We start from the raw sequence: 18917 nt of genomic DNA, 5'->3' as shown, positions 1-18917 counted from the left end.
GGACAGCGTGCTCGGTCGCGACAGCGGTCGTAGCGGTTGCGGCAGGGATGCTTTGGATAACAACCGACACGCCGCCGGCGGATGCGGCACCCAGCGATTGCCCGGATTTGAACGTGGTGGCCGTGCCCGGCACCTGGGAAACCTCCCGCGATGATCCGAGCCAGGGGATGCTGTCCCTCGTCACCCGAGGGTTGCCCGGCACAGTGCGCACCGACTACGTCAGTTACGCGGCCACGGCACTCCCCTGGGAGGGTGAGGTCTATGGCCGCTCCAAGCGGGAGGGCGTCGACAATGCCCGCAAGATGATCGCCGGTATGGCGGCCCGGTGCAGCGCAACACGTTTCGCATTGATCGGCTACAGCCAGGGCGCGGATGCGGCCGGAGACCTGGCCGCGGAGATCGGCACCGGACTCGGTGTGGTGTCGCCGGACCGGGTGGCCGCGGTCGGGCTGCTGTCCGACCCGCGCCGCTCGCTCAATGACGCGCTGATCGGCCCGCCGGTGCCGGGCGCGGGCGCGGGCGGGGCGCGCGTCGGCGGATTCGGCTTTCTGAGTTCGAAGGTGCGGACCTTCTGCGTCGAGGGCGATCTGTACTGCTCGGTGCCCAATGACGATCTCGCCGGACGTTTCGCCGGATTCTTCACCCAGCTGTCCGCACCGGATCCGCTGCAGGCCGGCAATTACGTCATGTCCCTGCAGTCGATCCTGACCGAGGCGCTCTTCCCCGGCATTACAGGCATCCTCGCGGCCCCGGCGGACGACCCGGCAGGTGAGCAGTGGGTGCGGCAGGTGCAGGAGTTCCTCGTCTCCGGAGCGCACCAGAAGTATCCGACCTATGTGGTTGACGAGAACGGCACCACCGCCACCACCTGGTTGCGCAACTGGCTCGTCGATATCGCGGCCGAAAACCCCTGACCACCGATTCGACCCGGGTGGCTGTCGCGACGGCCACCCGGGTCGACTGTCATCGACACCACACTTCCCGTCTCGGCGAGATCCTTTGCCTTGCTATGGAGTCCAATAGGATCGACGGTGCAGGTCGATCTTCTACCGGGAGGGAACAGATGACGCCGCACGGATGGGATGGGGAGCCCAAGGCCCGAACCGGCCAGCGCCGCAAGGCATTCGAGGCAACCACGGGAGCGCCGGTATGAAGGCGATCATGGTGTGCACCTCGGTCTCCCACGGCAATACCAGGAAGGTCGCCGAGGTCATCGGCAAGGTCCTCGACGCCCGTATCGTCAGCCCCGATCAGGTCGATGCAGCCGAGCTGTCCACCTACGACCTGGTGGGCTTCGGCTCGGGAATCTTCCTGGGCTCCTTCCACACTCAGCTGCGCGAGTTCATCGAATCACTCCCACAGGAACAACGAAACAAGGCATTCGTCTTCGCCACCAGCGGATTCCCCGAAGCGTCCTTCCGCCCCTTTTCCCGCCCCCTGGTGCGGCTGCTCGAACAGCAGGGCTTCGAGGTGGTCGACACCTTCTCCTGTCGCGCCTTCGACACCTTCCTGCCGTTCAAACTGGTCGGCGGTGTCCGCAAGGGCCGACCCAATGCCAGCGACCTGGCGGCGGCACGCACCTTCGCCGAAGGGCTACGAACTCGGACCAGCACCACGTCGTGACGGCCTAACCCCTGCCAACAGCGCGGCGGAAGGCCAGAACCGGGTACACCGGGTCGACGCCACCCGGTCGAGCTTGCCCATGTCCGACAAAGGATGTCGCGGCGGTCAGCTGGAGATTGTGCCGAACTCCGAGAACAGTCAGCCGCGCGCAATTATCTTGGGCCACAGGGCTTCCGGCTGGCGCAGCGGCGGCCAGTCGATCTGCGCTGCGTTTGTCCGCGGTGGTGAGGAAGAGTCCGCCCGGTCGGAGGACCCTTGCCACTTCGACCATGACGGGCTCGGCATTATCCAGTAGATGCAGTAGCCACAGCGCGGTGACGGCTTCAACGCAATCGCTCGACACGGGAAGTGCGGTGGCGTCCGCACGCGTCACTCTGCCGGGCAGTCGACGGACCGCGTGTCGCAGCATGCCGGTCGACAGGTCGACGCCGACGACGCGGTGGCCGAGGGTTTCCAGCCCGGCGGCCACTATTCCGGTACCGATGGCCAGATCGAGAATCACACTGCGCGAAGGAAGCAACCCGCTCAGCGCCGCTGCGGCCGCATCGGCGCGCGCCTGTCCCCCTCGCGTCCGATCGTAAACGTCGGCTTCATCGTCGTAATCGAGCACCGCACCGATTCTCCGTTACCGAACGTCACCCGCGCCCATTGCCGCTGACCGCACCGGCGGGGACCGGTGTGGTCGACTCCCACGTCGCGGGCGCGGGTCCGAAAGTGCGGTGGGCGTTGGCGACTACGGCCTTGCCGAGTGCGCGGTTGCCGACGGCACCGATGACCGCGCCGATACCGGCGGGCAGTACCCGGCCGAACATGAGCACACCACGTTTGACGATGAACTGCACGATGAAGCGCTTCGCCATGGAGTTGTCGATGGAGCGAACGACGGGGAGTTTGTCGCCGAGCGCGGTGGCCCAGTCGCGGGCGGACTGGCTCGCGGTCTTACCCAGCATCTCCGCGCCGCTCTCCCCCAGCACAACACCGGCGACCACGGCGCGGCGCTGTTTGGGCGGCATCTTGTCCATTCCGTGCACCGCGCCCACCGAGGCGGCGTACAGCGCGGAGGTCTCCAGGAAGAACACCGATTCGACACCACTCACCGCCAACCCGATCAGGGTGCCGACACCCGGTACGGCGGCGCTGAGACCCGCCAGCGTGCCGCTGGTGGTGACCAGGACCAGGTATCGCGTCTCCAACCCCTGTGCGATGTCCTCCGGCGTCCGATCCGGGTGCAACCGCCGCAACCGTCCGACGTATTTGGCCGCCAGCGGTGCCTGTACCCCACTCCCGGCCCGCAAGACCAGTTCCACTGACTTCTGCAGTGTGCGCTCGAACATGTGCGGGTGTCCCCTTTCGTCGGCCCGAAAGAGCCTACGGAAGAAGGCGGGCGACGCGGCGCTCCGACACGGAGGCGGGCCGGTCCGTTACCGATCGCGCCTAGTCGGAGAGCTCGGCGATATCCCGGCCGCTGAGCACCACCGGCTGGACGGCATCGCGGTCTCGGACCATGCGGGCGGCACGGTAGAGCGGCCGCTCCTCCGCGTTGGCATCGCGAGCTTCGGCGCGCAATTGCTGGACCAGGACGTCGGAGACCGCCAGGGCCGCGGCCAGGGGGCAGGCGGCCAGGGCGTCGGACAGGCGACGGAGACCGAGGATATGCAGCTCTCGGCCGCTACCGCTATCGGTGTACATGGCCAGCGGGACTATGCGGGTGTCGGGGCCCGAGGTAATGCGTAGAACCACTCGACTGAGGCGGCCCGCGTAGACGAGGATTTCGACTCCAGTAGCGGCCGCTATATCGAGGCGGTGGTCGCCGGACCAGGTCTGGGCGTGAAGTACGGTGCCGGATAGGGACATTCGGCGACGCTGCGCGGCCACGGCGTACAGGGCGGTGGGTGCACCGAGCACAAGGGCGGCAGCCAGGGCGATGGGCCAATCCACCAGCAGTGCCAGCAGCAGACCGACGCCGATGCCTACGCCCATAGCCGCGAGGGCGAGACGTCGCAGCGCCGGTGCGTACATTTCGGGTGCGATGAGATCGAGCCCGACCGGTGCGGTGGGTTCAGTATTGGGTTGTTCAGTCACGGGTGCGCATTCGTCCAGGTCGGAGTGGGTGTACGGCCGGAAGGTGCGGCGGCGGCGAACACCGTCGGGGACGCTACCACCAAGACCGGGTACCGCGCCGAACTTCCTGGCGGGTGCGCACATTCGCGCCTACCGAGAGTTGGGGTTGCGATGTGGCCTGGCCACCGCCACCTTCGTAATTCCGGCACGCTTTGGCCGGAATCCACCTCTGGTGAGTAGTGGATCCCGGCCAAAAGCGCGCCGGGATGACGGGGGACGGTGCCGATCACGAATTCGATTCGGGGATAGTCCAATTCACCGTCGGTGATGCTCCGCCCCGGCGTTGATAGCAACTGCCAGGGCAGAGCGACGCCTATGCCTTACCCGCCCGCGAGGGCGGCGGACACCTGTGCGACCACCTCGTCGAGCGGCACCTGCCGCTGTTCACCATTGCGTAGGTCCTTCAACGCGATCTCCCCCTCGGTCACCTCGCGGTCGCCGAGGACGATGGCGAAGCGGGCTCCGGACCGATCGGCCGCCTTCATGGCACCCTTGACCCCGCGTCCGCCGTAGGCCAGATCCGTGCGGATACCGGCCGCCCGCAGCTGTGCGGCGAGGACGACCAGGTGCTGCTTGGCGAGATCACCCATGGGCACGCCGTACACATCGCAACTCGCCCCATCACCGGCGGCTTTGCCCTCCGCTTCCAGGGCGAGCACCGTGCGGTCGACGCCGATGCCGAACCCGATACCGGACAGTTCGGACCCGCCGAGCTGGGCCATCAGCCCGTCGTAGCGACCTCCGCCACCGATCCCGGACTGGGCGCCCAAACCGTCGTGCACGAATTCGAAGGTGGTCTTGGTGTAGTAGTCCAGACCGCGCACCATGCGCGGGTTGACCACATACGGCACGCCCATGGCGTCGAGGTAGCCGAGCACCTGATCGAAGTGCGCCTTGGCCGATTCGGACAGGTGATCGATCATGAGCGGCGCGTCGGCGACCAGCTCGCGCACCTCCGGCCGCTTATCGTCGAGCACCCGCAGTGGGTTGATCTCGGCGCGGCGGCGGGTCTCCTCGTCCAGGGGCAGCTTGAACAGGAACTCCTGCAACAGTTCCCGGTACTGCGGTCGGCAGGTCTCATCACCGAGCGAGGTGATCTCCAGGCGGAAATCGGTGAGCCCGAGCGAGCGGAACCCGGTATCGGCAATGGCGATGACCTCGGCATCGAGGGCCGGATCATCCACGCCGATGGCCTCCACGCCGACCTGCTGCAACTGGCGGTACCGACCGGCCTGCGGGCGTTCATAGCGGAAGAACGGCCCGGCGTAGCAGAGCTTCACCGGCAGTCCGCCGCGATCGAGATTGTGTTCGATCACCGCGCGCATCACCCCGGCGGTACCTTCCGGCCGCAGCGTGAAGCTCTGCCCATTGCGGTCGGCGAAGGTCCACATCTCCTTGCTGACCACATCGGTGGACTCACCCACCCCGCGGGCGAACAGCGCGGTCTCCTCGAACACCGGCAGCTCCACATGCCTGTACCCGGCCAGCCGCGCGGCACGGATCAATCCGTCGCGTACGGCGACGAACTCCGCCGAGGTCGGCGGCAGGTAATCGGGGACACCCTTCGGGGCCTTGAAACTGCTGGTCTTGGTCACAGTGTCCAAGTCTTTCAAACGCCCATCGGACAAGTCCAACCGGTTTACCCTGCGGCGGGCCCCGCTCATAAGGAAAGGTCTCAGGAAATGATGGCAAACTCTTGTGCCGGACACATACGACCACGGAGGGACTAGCTAGTGCCGAGCAATGAACAGCGACGCGCTGCGGCGAAACGCAAGCTGGAGCGTCAACTGGCCAATCGGGCGCAACGGGCCCGCAAGCGCAAGCAGCTCACGATTGCCGCGTCCGCCCTGGGCGTTGTGGTCGCGGTGGCGGCGGGCGTCGGCATCTACTACCTGACTCGTGGTGAGGACAACTCCACCACGACCGCGTCGGAGACCCCCGAAGCCTCGCTGGCCTCGGCGCCGCCGTCGGCCAAACCCAAGGCCGACCTGGTGAACTGCACCTATCGCGATACTCCGGAGCAGCCCGCGGCACGTCCGGTGGACAAGCCCCGTACCGAGGGCATCGCGACCAGCGGTGACAATGCCACGCTCAGCGTCAGTATGGAGACCACGCAGGGCAATATCGGTCTCACCCTGAACAATGCCGAATCGCCCTGTACCACCAATAGTTTCGCGAGCCTGGCGGGGCAGAAGTACTTCGACGGCACCAGCTGCCACCGCCTGTCCACCTCCGGTCTGAAGATCCTGCAGTGTGGCGATCCGGCCGGTACCGGAATGGGCGGCCCCGGTTACAGTTTCGATAACGAATACCCGACGGACCAGTACGCACCGGGCGACCCGGCCGCGGAGTCGGTGCCGGTCAACTACAAGCGTGGCGTTATCGCGATGGCCAACGGCGGCCCCAACCAGGACGGCACCGGCACCAATGGCAGCCAGTTCTTCCTGGTCTACGGCGATTCGCAGCTGCCGCCGCAGTACACCATCTTCGGCACCATCGACGAGACCGGTCTGGCGACCCTCGACAAGATCGCGGCTGCCGGCGATGACGGTTCCTTCGAGCCGAGTCCAGGCGGCGGTGCGCCGAACACTCCGGTCACCATCGACTCGGTCCAGATCGACTGATCAAATCAAACCGACCGACCGAGACTGATCGGCCGCCAACTCGATATAGACACCTGGTTTAGCCGGTGCCGCTTTCGGGTACCGCCCGAATCGACTGGACGGCACGGTTTTTCGGGCCCGCCGCCACCGCGCGTCGGGCCCGATTTTTTTGCGCGTCCACTACCCTCGACACCTAGTGAAGCTTCGGTGTAAGGGTTTCCTAACCAAAGAAAATCCGAAGTTTTTCAGCCTGTGTCGGAAATGTGAGATATATGCTGGATCACAGCACGCGCGTACGGCGGTATCCGAGTTCGCGCTGGTAACCTCATAGAACGGAGTACGAGCGGCGTAGTAAAACCCACAGGGCAACCCCCACAGGGCAAGCCGCGCTTCCCGTGCTCCCGGTGTCCACGCTTGCAGGCGGGATACCGCTTCCCGAACCACCGTTCGTGTAGCGATATCCGAGACGAAGCACCACAATCATCCATAGTGATCACTGCAGCATCGGGGAGCAGGCAATGGCCGAGGAACTCGACGACATCGGCCGCGAAACCGCGGCGATGATGAGGCAAATGTTGCAGCTCGCGACGCTTGTCGCGCTGCGAACCCGGGAACGTGGCCAGAAAGAAGCGGAAGCCCGCGTCAAGGTCACCGAGGGACGCCAGAAGGAATCCCGGGAGCGCCAGCTCCGGGAGGCAGCGGACTCCAAAGCCAAGGATCCGCGCAATGTCGAACTTGCGCGCATGATCGAGAAACCCCCGATGGAAAAAGGGGTTTCGCTGGAGAAGGACCGCTTCGCCGCACAGGCCGAGGCCACCCGTATGGCCGCCACCAAGGCCGCCCAGTCCAAATCACTGGTTCGATACGACTCCGTGGAACGGCGTGCGGCCCTGGCGCAGCACCTGTCTCGCATGGGTATCGCACCCGAGCTCGCCGCCGTGCGGATGCTGCTCGAGGTAGGACAGGCACAGTCGGCGTCGGATGCGGTTCGGGCCCGGCAGGAAGAGGCCGCGACGGTTCAGCGGCGGGCACGTGAGCAGGAAGCCCGCGGGCTACAGCGCGCACGCAACTGACGTACGCGGCTGACCCGCACCTCACAACCGTTCGGTACGTACGTCGAGCCGAGCATGGCGGATCCATTCCTGAATTGCGATCCGCCGCTACACGGTAGTGCTCGGTCAGATCCGGAAATCACCCATCGTCGGATCGCTGAACAGGCCCTGCTGCGGAGATTTCAGCGGCAGCGGCGTCAGCATATCCTTGTGCCCATTGCGCACGCTGCAGTACTTGAACGGCCCCTTCGGATCGAACAGTTTCGCCATATGCGGGTCGGCGTGATCCAGAAACCACACGGACAGACCGGTTTTGCCATCCAGCCGGTAGTGCTCCCACGCCCGCCACATGGCGTCGAGCCGGGCGACCGCCTCGGCATGCTTCCACCATTCGGGGCACCACACCGTATCGCTGATATCGGTCACCTGCCGCCGGTAGACCAGTGATAGGTAGTTCTCCACGAACTCCACCACGCTGGCGTAGACCATGGGCTGTTGCTGCTGTTCGTTCACAGCGGCTTGACCTCCTCAATCTGGCCCGCGTCGGACTTGGGCTCCGATTTGATCAATGAGGGACCGGCGGGGCGAAGATCGGCGATCTGGGTCTTCCGGTACGGAGCCGGGAGGTGCGCCTCGATCGACTTCGTTACCGCGGGAGCGTACTCGCCTTCCCACCAGGGCACCGTGCGAACGAGCACAGGCGGTGTGCCGGAGGAGAATACGATGGCTCGCCCGCGCGGCAGCGTGGCCAGGGCATGCACATTGAAGGTCTTGGACGAGGCGAGCGAGCGCGAATAGCTCTTACCGCCTTTGGATTCCGATACCGACTGGGAGATGGAGTCGTATTCGCCGATCTGCTCCGAGCGCTCGGAGAGGAACTTGGAATCGTCGACGCCGCTGCCGAGCACCTTGATATTGGCGGCGGCCCACAGCGCTTCCATCCCGTCGGACCCCCAGCAACGCGCGCCCTGGGCCCACGACTGCAGCACCGTCATTACGACAATGCCGCGAGATCCGAAGTGCGAGTACTGCTTCGGCAGATCCTTCCACCGCACCACATTGGCGGCCTCGTCGAGGACGGCCAGCAATGGGATGGCCAGGCGACCGCCGGGCGAGCGCGACGCCTTCCGGGTGGCGACATCGACCACGGCCTCGGTGAGCGCGCTGACCAGTGGCGCCGCGGAGCCGCGACCTTCGAGGGAGAGGCTGTAGAGAGTGCCGTTGCCCTCGATGAATTCGAGCTCGTCGAACTGAATGCGATTGACGGTGCCGCGATCCCGGGTGCGGGTTTCGCCGGGGGTGATCCACGGGTGCACATTCGACAGTTTGAGGCAGCGCACCATCTTCTTGGCGGAACCGAAGATGCCACTGCGCGTGCGGTCGTCGACATTGAACTGCTGCGCCAGACCCGAGGCCATGTAGTGCTGGCCCGCGCGGCGCAGCAACTCCACCGGTTCGGTATCGCGCCAGTTGTTGACCCACTCCCAGACCTGGATGATGGGCCGGTTGTCCACGGCCGCGGCCAGGAACAGCCCGGCGAGGAGGTCCTCGGCCTCCTGGTCGAAGTAGGAGTCGGTGGTGACGCTGGGGCCGGAACTGTCGTCGCCGTCGGCGAAATGACCGGCCAGCCGCACCGCGCGGACCTCACAGCCCGGGCTGTGCGCATCCACCCAGGCCAGCGGATCCCAATACCAGATCGGTTCCTCGTCCGCGACGCCCTGCGGATCGAAGACGAAGGTGCGACTGCCCTTGTTCTCCCGCACATCACGGGTGGCGTCCACGACGTCGCGCTTATTCGAGGTGGTCAGCACCGGGCCGATGGCGGACAGGATGGCCGGAATAACCCGGGAGGTGGTCTTTCCCTGACGCGGACCCCAGATATCGACGTGCAGATCCTCATACGAGCCGAAGACCATCTGGCCGTCGGCCACGGACCGGCCGATCGGCACGCCGGGCATATCCGTGCGGCCGAGCCGCATACCCAGCTGCTTCGCCTTCTCCCGCACACCTTCCTCGGAGAGTGGCCGGATCGCGCCGCCATGGCCCATGTGGTCGGCCTTGTCGTCGACGGCCAGTCGGCCCACCGACTTACGCGTCTTCGACCTTCGGACCATGACCACATACGCCACCGCGGCCAGCACCACCAGGCCCACAATGACGGTGGACGCGACGGGCCACTGCAGGTCGCCGCGGGCCAACTCGAAGCCGATGGCAATGGGATTGATCGGGATCGTCTGCCTCTGCGATGCCAGCGTATTGCCCAATTGCAGGGCCAGCCACAGGGTTCCGAAGATCACGAACCCGGCATAGATCATGTACAGGGTCATATCCGGACCCTTTGCGGCCGGATCCTGTACCTTCTTCTTCGCCATCACTGCCTCCTGGGATGACCTGTAAGTCGTTGCGGCTCAATGAAATTCGTCGAGCCGCCAGCCGTCCGTCGTGCGGACGACGGTTGCGACGACCGTCGAGGGTGCTAGTGGTTCGCGCCGTCCGTCCGGATAGACGACGGTCTGTTCGATCCCGATCTTGTACTGCTGCCGGTTCGGATCGGCACCGGGGGCCGCCGCACCCGACGCGAACGTGAACGCTTCCACGGTGGCCCCGGCCTTACCCCAATCGGCCCAGCGCACCGTCGCCTTCGGCGTCTCGACCGCCGTCGGTGTCGTGCTGTCCAGGGTACGGATCAAGCTCGGACCCAGCCATTTACGCGCACGCCCCAGCGCCGCGCCTTCCTGCTCGGTGGCCGGATACCAGGTGAAGATCTCGTGCAGCGCCTCCACGGCGACACCCTCGGGACTCGCGGGATCCGGGGCCGGGACGCGCTCCAGTAGCCGAGTGGTGGACGTGGGTGGTCGACCCGCGCCCTGTCCGGGCTCATCGCTGTCGCTTCCACAGGACACGACCAGCATCGCGACGCTCACCACCAGCATCACCACCAGGTTCGCGCGTTTGACCGGACTTGTCTTCCAGGCTAGCCGCCCGCGCCGACACACGGGCAATACCAGCGGTTTTCCCGAGTCGGCGTGTCCGATGTCCAGATCGCGTCCGGTCATACGCCGCGCGAGGCGTCGTTGAGGGTTTCCACCAGGGTGCGGTTCATCTCGGCCGCGGCGGCCAGTTGCTGTTGCAGCAGGGTGACCTTGCGGCGCAATGCGAGTGCGTCCATCCGTTCCACGCCCGGACCCTCGGCGGCGCGGACCCAATTGCGCACCGAATTGGTGTGCACACCGATCTGATCGGCCACCACCCGACAGGCCTCCGATTCACTGCGCAGCTTGCCGGTGAGGGCGATGACCTGCGCGACGGCGGCCTGTCTGACCTCCGGAGACACTCGTCGGTACGACCGGTGCGGCATCATGCGGCACTCCCATCATCGGTGCCGCGTCCGTTGGATTCGGTGAATTCGCTGAAACGCTGGTTGGTGTCGTGGATTCCGCTCTCCTTCTCCGAGAGCGTGAACTCCATATGGAACGGGATACCGGGGCGCCGGTCCTCGCCGATTTTCAGCAGGAACTTACCGGTGCCGGGCGCGGATGGCCGCAATTGTCCTGGTTTGAGCGCCTCGCCGGTGAGCGCCTGCGGTGCGGACCAACTGGTCACCATGTCCTCCTCGGCTGCGGTGAACGGCACGGTTGAGTCGAGGCGCGAAATCTCCTCGGCCGGAAGCGCGCCGAAGATCTTGGCGCGCGCTCGCTCCAGGAAGCCGAGTGCCTTGGCGATGGCGGCCTCGGAGCCGAGCGATTGCAGATCCTTGATGGTGTGGCTGATCATGATCAGCGCGGTGGCGATACTGCGTTGCAGGCGGGTGAGTTCGTCCACCCGGTCGACCATGAAGTCGCCCAGGCCGAGTACCTGCCACAGCTCGTCCATGACGACCTGGAAGTAGCGCTGCGGTCCCAGGCCCGCGTCGGCGAGCACGTGCGCGGCCTCGACGGAGGCGAAACCGTCGGCCCAGCAGGCCAGCATGACGGCGGCCTTGAGTTTCTTGTCGCCACTGGGGATATGGGAGACGTCGATGCAGACCGCGGTGGCGGTGGTGTCGATGGGAGTGGTGGTCTGGCCGTTGAAGACCGCGCCGAAGGGGCCCTGGGTGAGTGCGCGCAGGGAGCGGCGCAGACCCTTGATGGCGTTCTGATACTCATCCGGATTGTCCGCACCCGCATCGAGTTGGAGTTCGTCACCGCCCGCGACGATCACCTCCAGGAGGTTCTCGACAATGGGTGGCTGGTCCGGGGTGAAACCACTGCCTTCGCGGTACAGGATGCGCAGGCCGGTGGAGATGAGGGTTTCCTCGTAGTCGCGCACGCGCGCGCCGCGCACGAGTTCGACCAGACCGGCGACCAGGGTGACCTGGCGGGCACGCATCTCCTGGATCACCTGCGTTTGCAGCGCGGGCAGTTCGTCCAGCATGGGCACCACGGAGCCGAGCACACCGGCGGCGAGGGGATTGAGTTTCCCGTGGCCGTAACCGAGGTCGATGACCTGGCCGTCGACCAGCTCCACCAGCTTGCGGTAGTCGGGTTTGACATCGGCGAGGATGAGCGGGGTGATGCCCTGTGCGACACCGCCCAGCACAATGCGGCGCACCAGTGAGGATTTGCCGAATCCATTGAGGCCCAGGACGAAAAGGCTGGGCGCGGTAATGAAGCTGCCGCGCATGAACCAGTTCATCGGATCGAAGCAGACCGGCGCGCCGGTGTGCAGATGCGAGCCGAGCGGGGTGCCGATGAGCGGCGCGCCCGCACCGACCGACCACGGCCACAGCCCCGCGACCTGCGCTGTGGTGGCGCGGTATTCGACGGGGCGGCCGACCACGTTCATGCGGCCACCACCCTCACCCATGTACCCGCGGTCGGTGAGTTGGGCTGTGGTGCGATCGAATTCGTCGACGCTGCCGTACTCGAGCCGCTCGGCCCGCGCGGCGAAGTTGCGGCGTCGCAGATCGTCGGTATGCAGGCGGAAGGTGGCCCAGACCGCGCCCAGGCCGTTCTTCTCACGGGCAATGGCCTCCAGCCGTGCCCGGGTGGAGTCGTCGAGCAGCCGCGGACCGGATTTCTGCTTGTTGGCCTTGGCTTTCTGCGCCCGCTGTGTCTTGTCGCGCTGCTTGCGCTCGGCCCGCTCCCCCGCCGAAGAGCCCCGATCGGGCCGCTCCTGGCGAGCGCTACGACTGGTGCGACCGCGCGTCGACCGATCGGGCGGCTCGCCCTCGGGCCGCGGTCGACGGGTCCGACCGGGTGCCCCCGCCCGCCCGCCGAGGTGGACGCGATCGCCCTCGACCGCGCGACCCCGCCCGGACGCCTTACCGTTCTCCTTGCCCCGCTGCCGTTCCCGCTCGCCCTCCGCGGCGGCCCGCCGTTCCCGTCCGACCGCGTCGGAGCCCTTGGTCCGCTCTCGCCCCGGTTCCGCCTTGCGCATACGCTCCCCTTCCGGCAGATCCGTACCCCGGGCGCGTTCGCGCACCGGGTGCTCGGCACTACGCGGGCGCTCGCGGCCCGAGGGCTGAGCGTCCCCGCGGGGACGCTGTGGGCGTCCCGAATCAGACCCACGCTCAGCGGATTCCGGCGCGGCACCGCGTTTACCACTCGCGCCACGGTCGGGAAGCTCCGGCACCACGCCGCGCTTGCCACCCGCGCCACGGTCCGAGGCGTGGGGCGCACGGCCGGTGCGTTGACCTGAACCACGCGCGCGCTCGGACTCGGCCGCCGCACCAGCACGGACCTCCGGGTGCGGAACCTCGTCCACCGAACGAGTGCGACCGTCTCCCGGCTGGGTGTCACCCGCGGAACGGGTCCGCCCACGGGCAGCCGCCTGCGTCGGTGCCGCCTCGCCTCGGGATAGCCCCCCGGCGCCCTCCGGTGTGTCGACCGCATCGAACACCGGCCGCCCGGTCGACGGATCGGCCGCGGCTATCGGCTCACTCCCGCTCAGTTCGCGTGCCCGCCGCGACTCCTGCGCACCAGGGCCGTGGTCGTGCGCCGTGTGGTGCTGATCGCCGGTCGGGTCCGAACGAACGACCTCACCGGCTGGTTGTGCTACCCGACTGGCACGTTCCCGCTGACCATGCGGGAACACCTCCCCTTCGATATCTTCCGGCACCAGAGGCTGTGTTCCGGATACGACCGGGCCGGCCGACTCCGCACCGGGCTCGTCGTCATCCCACAGCGTCGGTCGTCCGACGGGCCGACGGGCCGACGCCGTTCCTGAGCGACTGTTCTCGCGGTTCACCGCCTGTGCCGCGGGTGCGCCGTCGGCCGACGCGGGAGTGCCGCGAACGCTCGCCGGTTCCGACGCGGACCTCGCGACACCGCGCGCGCGTTCGCGGCCCGATGGCTTCGCGACGACCGCGCCCGGACGCGACGCTTCGTCGCCGGAAGGTGCGGCGACAGCGCCGGGTTCAGCACTGTCACGCGGCCCACCGCCCGCCGACGCGGACACAGCCGCATCGTCCGACGGCCCGGTGCGCTGGGCTGGTTCCCGCTCCGATACCTCTGTGCGGCGGACGTTCTCGACGTCCGACGCGGCCGGGCTCGGCATCTCGTGATCGGACACCGCTGTGCCGCGGGTGTCGGACCCCGGAACCAGTGTGCCGCGGCGAGCACGTGCCGGTTCCCCGTCCGCGTCACCGCGCGGGCGTTCCCGGCTCGTCGACTTCGGCTCCCGTGCGTCGTCCGATGACGCCGACCCGCTGGCGCGCTCGCGCTCCGCCTCCAGTTCCTCCGGTGCCGCCAATGGCTCGCGGCGCAGGAGTCGGCGGTCGGGGAGCGTCCCGCGGCGGGGACGTTCGTGGTCTCGGAGGCGAGCGGCGCTGGGGCGGTCCGCTTCCGGGAGCACGGGAACGCGCGGCGGCTCCACGGTATGCGGAGCCTCCGCGACGTCCGGGGAGGCGTCGCGGCGAGGAGCGCGCCGGGCCGGGGCGGCCGCGTCCCGTTCACGCACGGGAGGGTCGAGGTCACGTGGCATTTAGCTCACCCCGCAAGTGCTTTCGGAATAGTGGCGTGCTCCGGGAGGATGACACCGCAGCCGAGCGAGGCCGCGAAGGCGGCCGCCTGGTAGCGGTAGCAACGTCGGATCTTGAGACGAGCCTGAGTGGACAGGTCTCGGGTAATGGCTTCGATGCGCGGAAGGTCGCCGCGGAGCGGTTCGGTAATGGTGACCAGGGCACCGAAGCGGGTGACGCCGTGGCCGCGGGCCTGCTCTTCGCGGGCCTGCTGGGTCGCACCGACGCGAATGGTGGCGGCGGCGGAGACGACGCCGCGTTCGCTCTGCTGCGCGACCAGCGCGTTCTTGTAGTCGTCATCGACGATCTGGGCGGCGTCACCGGCGGAGTGCGGGCGGTAGACGATGGTGATGCGCTTGCGCGGCACTTCGGGATTCGGGGCGAGCAGCCGTTGCAGTACCCGCTCGTCGACCGCACCCTCGGGGGCGGTATCCATCTCCCAGGTGACCGAGCGGCCGCCGTCGTGGATGAAGTGGTCCCACCGCTCTTCGTGCGAGACCGGTCCGGCATCGGCCCAATCCAGGCCGTGCCCGCCGGGCTCACCCGCCGCCACTTCGAGATCGGCCTGCGAGGCCGGGTCGTAGCTGCGGCGAATGAAGGAGATGATCTCATCGGCCGCCATGGGCTGAGCGCGAACTCCCGCCTCCGCCAACGCCGCACAGATACCGGGCAGGCGACGCCCGATTTCGACGGCCTCCTCGGCCGGATTCTTGCGGCGTTCGGCGGTGGTGGCCTTGAAGGTGATGGCCACGCGCGGCAACAGTTGCACCCGCTCCTGCGGCAGTTCGGTGGCCAGCTCGTACATCACCTGCTGGGCCAGATCCGGCGCCTCCGGACGGGTGATCGCGGAAACCTCGGTGAGCAGACGGTTTCCGGTCTCGGGCACGGTATCGATCACCGGCACCACGGCCACGATGTCGGAGGTCTGTCCGAGCGAGGCCAGGAAGGTGCCCCACGCCGAGACCCACCGGTCGATTACCGGCTGGTCGACCGCCTCGTGTCCCTGCGGCCAGGCCCGCAGCACCACCGTGTACTGACCGAATTGGGGTAGGTGGATCATGCCGAAGCTGTAGCCGCCCGCGTCGATGCCCTCGTAGAGCCGCGACGGGGCCATCAGGCCGGGCAGGCGGGTGACGCCGCCGGGGATCCGGGAGAACCGGCCGCCGCGATAGACGTGCTCACCCTTTTTGCGGCCTCGCAACCAATGAAACATCATCAATCCGTTCTCGTATCCGGAGCGGCCCCCCGTCCGCCACACCAGTGGAACCATCACGATCAAGCCGAGGCCGCCGATGACGAAGGCAGGCTTGGGTCCGGCCACCAGGGCGGACAGCAGCGCGGTGATGACGACGGCGAAACCGAGTACGGTCTCGCCCCAGCGCAGGCCGAAAAGGCCTGCGCTACGGGGCTTCTGCCACAGTCCGTACGCGCGACGCTCGTAGGTATCGGTCATCGTCATCGCGGAATGGTGCTCCTGCCGAGGTCGGGGGAACGATTGGTCCAGCGATCGCCGGCCATATCACCCATGGCGGATTCGGCCCGATTGACCCCGGCGGTCGCGGCGCGCGCCGAGGCGACCCGGCCCGCGACGCGTGACGCGCCAGACGGAACTCCGCCGGATTGGCCGCCACCGGGTTGACCGCCGCCGGAGGGATTCCCGGCAGGCGCTCCGCCCCCGCCGCGTGGTGGTGGTGTGGGCCGTGGACTACCGCCACCGCCGCCCCCGCCCGCGGCACCACCGGTACCTCCCGGCGGCCTGGGACCGCGCCCGTTGACGTATCCGGCGGCTCCCGGAGCGGCCGTACCCTTCACGGCCACTGCCCGGGTGCCGACCGCACCGAGCGCGGCCACACCGACCAGGGTGCCGGTGGTGGCGGTGAGACCCGAACCGCCGCTACCGACAATGGATACGGCCGGGGTGACCAGTCGCATGAGCACCGGCAGCACGAATGCCGCGCTACACAGCAATACGATGGCGACCAACATGCGCTGGGCCTGATCGGCATCGGGAAGTCCGGCGGTGGAGGTCAATTCGTCCACGTGCCCGGCGGTGGTGAACGCGATCATGTACACGATCGCGGCCACCGGTTTATAGAGCATGAACGCGATGATCCAGGCGATCAATCTCGGATAGGCCTGTTTTCCGGTATTTGTGCCCGAGGACGCCGCCGCGAGCGGCAGTACTCCGGCCGCGACCACCAGCAGACCCTGTCGCACGATGGCGAGCACGATCTGCGCGAGTGCGCCGAGGAGGCCGACAATGGCGATAATCAACACCAGACCCGGTGAGAATGCCTGTAGCTTGGCGGTTTTCACCATCAGTTCGGCCAAATCCTTGGCATTGCCATCGGTGGCGTCGTTGATCACCCACTCGGAGAATTTGTCCGAGGCCTGGGTGCCCGCCACGATCACCGCGCCCAACATCCACGAGCTGAAGATGACGCGCGCGAACATGCGGAAGGATTCGGCGGCCTCGCTCATGGCCGCACCACGTCTGGCTTCGGCGAGTCTGGCGCCGGAGATGATCACCGACACCATGAGTAAGAGTATCTGCGCCTGATAGGTGTAGTCGTTGATCTTGGTGAAGAGCGCCCCGGAATCACTGACCCGTTCGTTGGGCACCTTCATCCAGAAGGTGAGCGCCAGGATCAACGCCTCACCGAGACCGTTCATCAGTGAGTCCACCACCTTGCCGAAGGTGGAGTCCCACGCCTTGTCCCGCACCGCCGTGGCGGCGTCGCCGGGGTGGGTCGCGACATTGCCGGCCTTGCACGCCGCCGACGCCGCGTCGCCCAGGCTGATACCCGGCACACCGAGACCGTCGAGCGAATCGTGCAGTTCGTTGCAGGCCTCGTCGAAGCCATAGGTCTGGCCGTAGGCCACCGTCGGCGTAGCGATCATGACGGTGAACACGACCGCGAAAATCGTGACGATGCGCCTCAGCATGTGATCCGCCTCTCCTGATCTGCAGCCAGGTCAATCACCATTTCGTCCACCCCGCAAGCGAATCCACGTACTCGGTTTGCGATTGCCGGGAGGCGGCGGGCTTGAGTCGCCAGTCACCCGCGTCCCACACCATGATCAGCCGCACGGCTGCCCATAATTGTCGGCTGTCGACAACGGGACCGCGCGCCGCGAGCCGCACGATCGCCATATCGTCGGCGTAGTTCTCGATCTGAAAGGCATCAGGGGCCACCAGATACCGGGTGACCCGCTCCGGCTGCTGTTTTGGCAGTCGCGATTCCGCCAGGGCCTGGTCGTAGGCGGCGACCTGCTGCGCGGACACGCGCACCTGCCGCACGTACAGTTCCCGATCGGCGGGCCGGGCATTGAGTCGATAGGTGATCTGCGCCGACGCCAGCACCGCGCCCTGTGGGGTATGCGAATACCCCACCGCCAAACCGTCTTCGATCCGGCTGGGCCCATCGGAGGTGGAGAACGGCACCGACGCGCCGTAGACCCGCTGCCAGCCGTGCGGTTCGGTGGTACCTGCCGGAGCGGCGGTCAGCCATTCCGGATCCGACGGTTTGCGCTGCGCGGCCGGCTTCTGTGGAAGTGGCTGTCCGGCAGGGTTGTTCGGCACGTCCACCCGACGACCGAAGAGGTCGACCTCCGGGCCTGCGAACCCGGTGGCATTCGGGTCGTTCGAAGCGGGTTGGGCCACATCACCTTTGGACGCGGATGCGGGCTCGTCACGATTCACCCACACGACTACGCCCACCACCAGGATGAGAGCGAGCAGGGCGGCGGACACAATGGCGCCGAAGGAGATGCGTTCGCGCTCGAGCGACTCCTTCTCGCTCATATGTTTGCCTCCAAGATGGCTGTGCCGGTGGGTAATTCGACGATCACTCCACGATATAAGCGATCTCTTACCGGCACGACGGCACATACCGCGCCGACGGTGCGTCGGCGCGGGCGGGCGAGGGTGTCGGTGAGGTTCATCATGGGATCCGTCGCGCGCCTACTGGGGCAGCAGCGCGAGTGCGATGCCGCTGGCGGAACTGGCCATAATGGCCCCCACCAGACTCATCATCACTCCGTGCGTTGCCTCGTTGTTGGCCATATCGTCGCGGAAGGCGTACCAGAGCTTACCGGCGGACAGAATCATCCAGGCCATACAGAACAGCAGCACGATCCAGAGCAACCAGTCGATCAGCTGCATGATCGGCCTGATCACCTCCGGGGGCATCTGCTTGTAGGCCAGCACGGTCACCATCGCGGACATTAGGCGATCACGGCATTCATGATCGTGCCCGCACTGGTCGCGATGATGCCGCCGATCATGGCGCCTGCCACCATCTTCGGGGATTCCAAACCGCCTCCTGTCCACTTCTCCCAGGCGAACCTGCCGCCCGCGTAGGTGATTCCAAGGACTCCGGACAACAGCACGAACCAGGTGAAGTAGCGAACCAGCTTCAACAGCTTGTCCGACGCGGGCGGCGCCTCGGGGGTCGGATTCCCGACCTGCGCGAGGACCGCGCCGTACGCGTCGTGTACGGCGAGTAGCATGCTCAT

Annotated in this window: 18 protein-coding genes; 4 read left to right on the top strand and 14 right to left on the bottom strand. The window is 66.9% G+C overall.

From position 1 onward, the window contains the following. Window positions 1-122: 122 nt before the first annotated feature. Both NU1_RS14360 and NU1_RS14355 read left to right on the top strand, forming a co-directional pair. Entirely contained in the window at window positions 123-914 is a 792-nt protein-coding gene (locus tag NU1_RS14360; protein ID WP_245720123.1) for a cutinase family protein, read from the top strand. Between the two features lie 235 nt (window positions 915-1149). Continuing rightward, a complete protein-coding gene (locus NU1_RS14355) occupies window positions 1150-1623 on the top strand; it encodes a flavodoxin family protein (protein ID WP_067521553.1) in 474 nt (157 codons plus the stop codon). Window positions 1624-1627: 4 nt separating this feature from the next. On the opposite strand, the gene NU1_RS14350 is transcribed toward NU1_RS14355, so the two are convergent. The 4 genes from NU1_RS14350 to hisS all read right to left on the bottom strand — a co-directional run bounded on the left by NU1_RS14350 (window position 1628) and on the right by hisS (window position 5339). Beyond that, the gene (locus NU1_RS14350; RefSeq protein WP_067521551.1) at window positions 1628-2233 is read right to left on the bottom strand and encodes a class I SAM-dependent methyltransferase; all 606 of its coding nucleotides are present in this window, start codon (window positions 2231-2233) and stop codon (window positions 1628-1630) included. 25 nt (window positions 2234-2258) lie between these two features. Beyond that, window positions 2259-2957 (bottom strand): hypothetical protein, encoded by a 699-nt coding sequence (locus tag NU1_RS14345; protein ID WP_084521347.1) that lies wholly within the window; start codon window positions 2955-2957, stop codon window positions 2259-2261. Between the two features lie 100 nt (window positions 2958-3057). Continuing rightward, window positions 3058-3705, bottom strand: coding sequence for a hypothetical protein (locus NU1_RS14340; RefSeq protein ID WP_084521381.1), 648 nt, complete (start codon window positions 3703-3705; stop codon window positions 3058-3060). A gap of 359 nt (window positions 3706-4064) precedes the next feature. Next, complete coding sequence (gene hisS / locus NU1_RS14335) at window positions 4065-5339, bottom strand: histidine--tRNA ligase (protein WP_067521723.1); 1275 nt, start codon at window positions 5337-5339, stop codon at window positions 4065-4067. 138 nt (window positions 5340-5477) lie between these two features. Here hisS and NU1_RS14330 point away from each other — a divergent pair, with 138 nt between their 5' ends. Together NU1_RS14330 and NU1_RS14325 are read left to right on the top strand one after the other, a co-directional pair. Then, on the top strand, window positions 5478-6368 hold the full coding sequence (locus NU1_RS14330; RefSeq protein ID WP_067521549.1) for a peptidylprolyl isomerase: 891 nt from the start codon (window positions 5478-5480) through the stop codon (window positions 6366-6368). A 497-nt stretch (window positions 6369-6865) separates the two neighbouring features. Then, window positions 6866-7420, top strand: coding sequence for a hypothetical protein (locus tag NU1_RS14325; protein WP_067521547.1), 555 nt, complete (start codon window positions 6866-6868; stop codon window positions 7418-7420). Window positions 7421-7525: 105 nt separating this feature from the next. Here NU1_RS14325 and NU1_RS14320 read toward each other — a convergent pair whose 3' ends face one another. The 10 genes from NU1_RS14320 to NU1_RS14275 form a co-directional block, all read right to left on the bottom strand. Next, on the bottom strand, window positions 7526-7912 hold the full coding sequence (locus tag NU1_RS14320; protein WP_245720122.1) for a DUF4913 domain-containing protein: 387 nt from the start codon (window positions 7910-7912) through the stop codon (window positions 7526-7528). Further along, a complete protein-coding gene (locus tag NU1_RS14315; protein ID WP_067521545.1) occupies window positions 7909-9771 on the bottom strand; it encodes a type IV secretory system conjugative DNA transfer family protein in 1863 nt (620 codons plus the stop codon). The genes NU1_RS14320 and NU1_RS14315 overlap by 4 nt, the downstream gene beginning before the upstream one ends. A gap of 36 nt (window positions 9772-9807) precedes the next feature. Then, the gene (locus NU1_RS14310; protein WP_084521378.1) at window positions 9808-10332 is read right to left on the bottom strand and encodes a hypothetical protein; all 525 of its coding nucleotides are present in this window, start codon (window positions 10330-10332) and stop codon (window positions 9808-9810) included. Window positions 10333-10451: 119 nt separating this feature from the next. Next, the gene (locus tag NU1_RS14305; protein ID WP_067521544.1) at window positions 10452-10760 is read right to left on the bottom strand and encodes a transposase; all 309 of its coding nucleotides are present in this window, start codon (window positions 10758-10760) and stop codon (window positions 10452-10454) included. Further along, window positions 10757-14362, bottom strand: coding sequence for a hypothetical protein (locus tag NU1_RS43225; protein WP_245720121.1), 3606 nt, complete (start codon window positions 14360-14362; stop codon window positions 10757-10759). Before NU1_RS43225 ends, NU1_RS14305 begins: the two co-directional genes overlap by 4 nt. 5 nt (window positions 14363-14367) lie before the next feature. Further along, the gene (locus tag NU1_RS14295) at window positions 14368-15858 is read right to left on the bottom strand and encodes an SCO6880 family protein (protein ID WP_084521344.1); all 1491 of its coding nucleotides are present in this window, start codon (window positions 15856-15858) and stop codon (window positions 14368-14370) included. Beyond that, entirely contained in the window at window positions 15855-17345 is a 1491-nt protein-coding gene (locus NU1_RS14290; RefSeq protein WP_067521542.1) for a hypothetical protein, read from the bottom strand. The genes NU1_RS14295 and NU1_RS14290 overlap by 4 nt, the downstream gene beginning before the upstream one ends. A 34-nt stretch (window positions 17346-17379) precedes the next feature. After that, on the bottom strand, window positions 17380-18204 hold the full coding sequence (locus NU1_RS14285) for a DUF8175 domain-containg protein (protein ID WP_067521540.1): 825 nt from the start codon (window positions 18202-18204) through the stop codon (window positions 17380-17382). Window positions 18205-18363: 159 nt separating this feature from the next. Beyond that, window positions 18364-18627, bottom strand: coding sequence for a hypothetical protein (locus NU1_RS14280; protein WP_067521538.1), 264 nt, complete (start codon window positions 18625-18627; stop codon window positions 18364-18366). Next, complete coding sequence (locus tag NU1_RS14275; protein WP_067521535.1) at window positions 18627-18917, bottom strand: hypothetical protein; 291 nt, start codon at window positions 18915-18917, stop codon at window positions 18627-18629. Before NU1_RS14275 ends, NU1_RS14280 begins: the two co-directional genes overlap by 1 nt.

The organism is Nocardia uniformis NBRC 13702 (assembly GCF_001613345.1).
In the GTDB taxonomy this organism is placed as follows: Bacteria; Actinomycetota; Actinomycetes; order Mycobacteriales; family Mycobacteriaceae; genus Nocardia; species Nocardia uniformis.
This window is presented reverse-complemented; position numbering and strand designations above follow the sequence as displayed.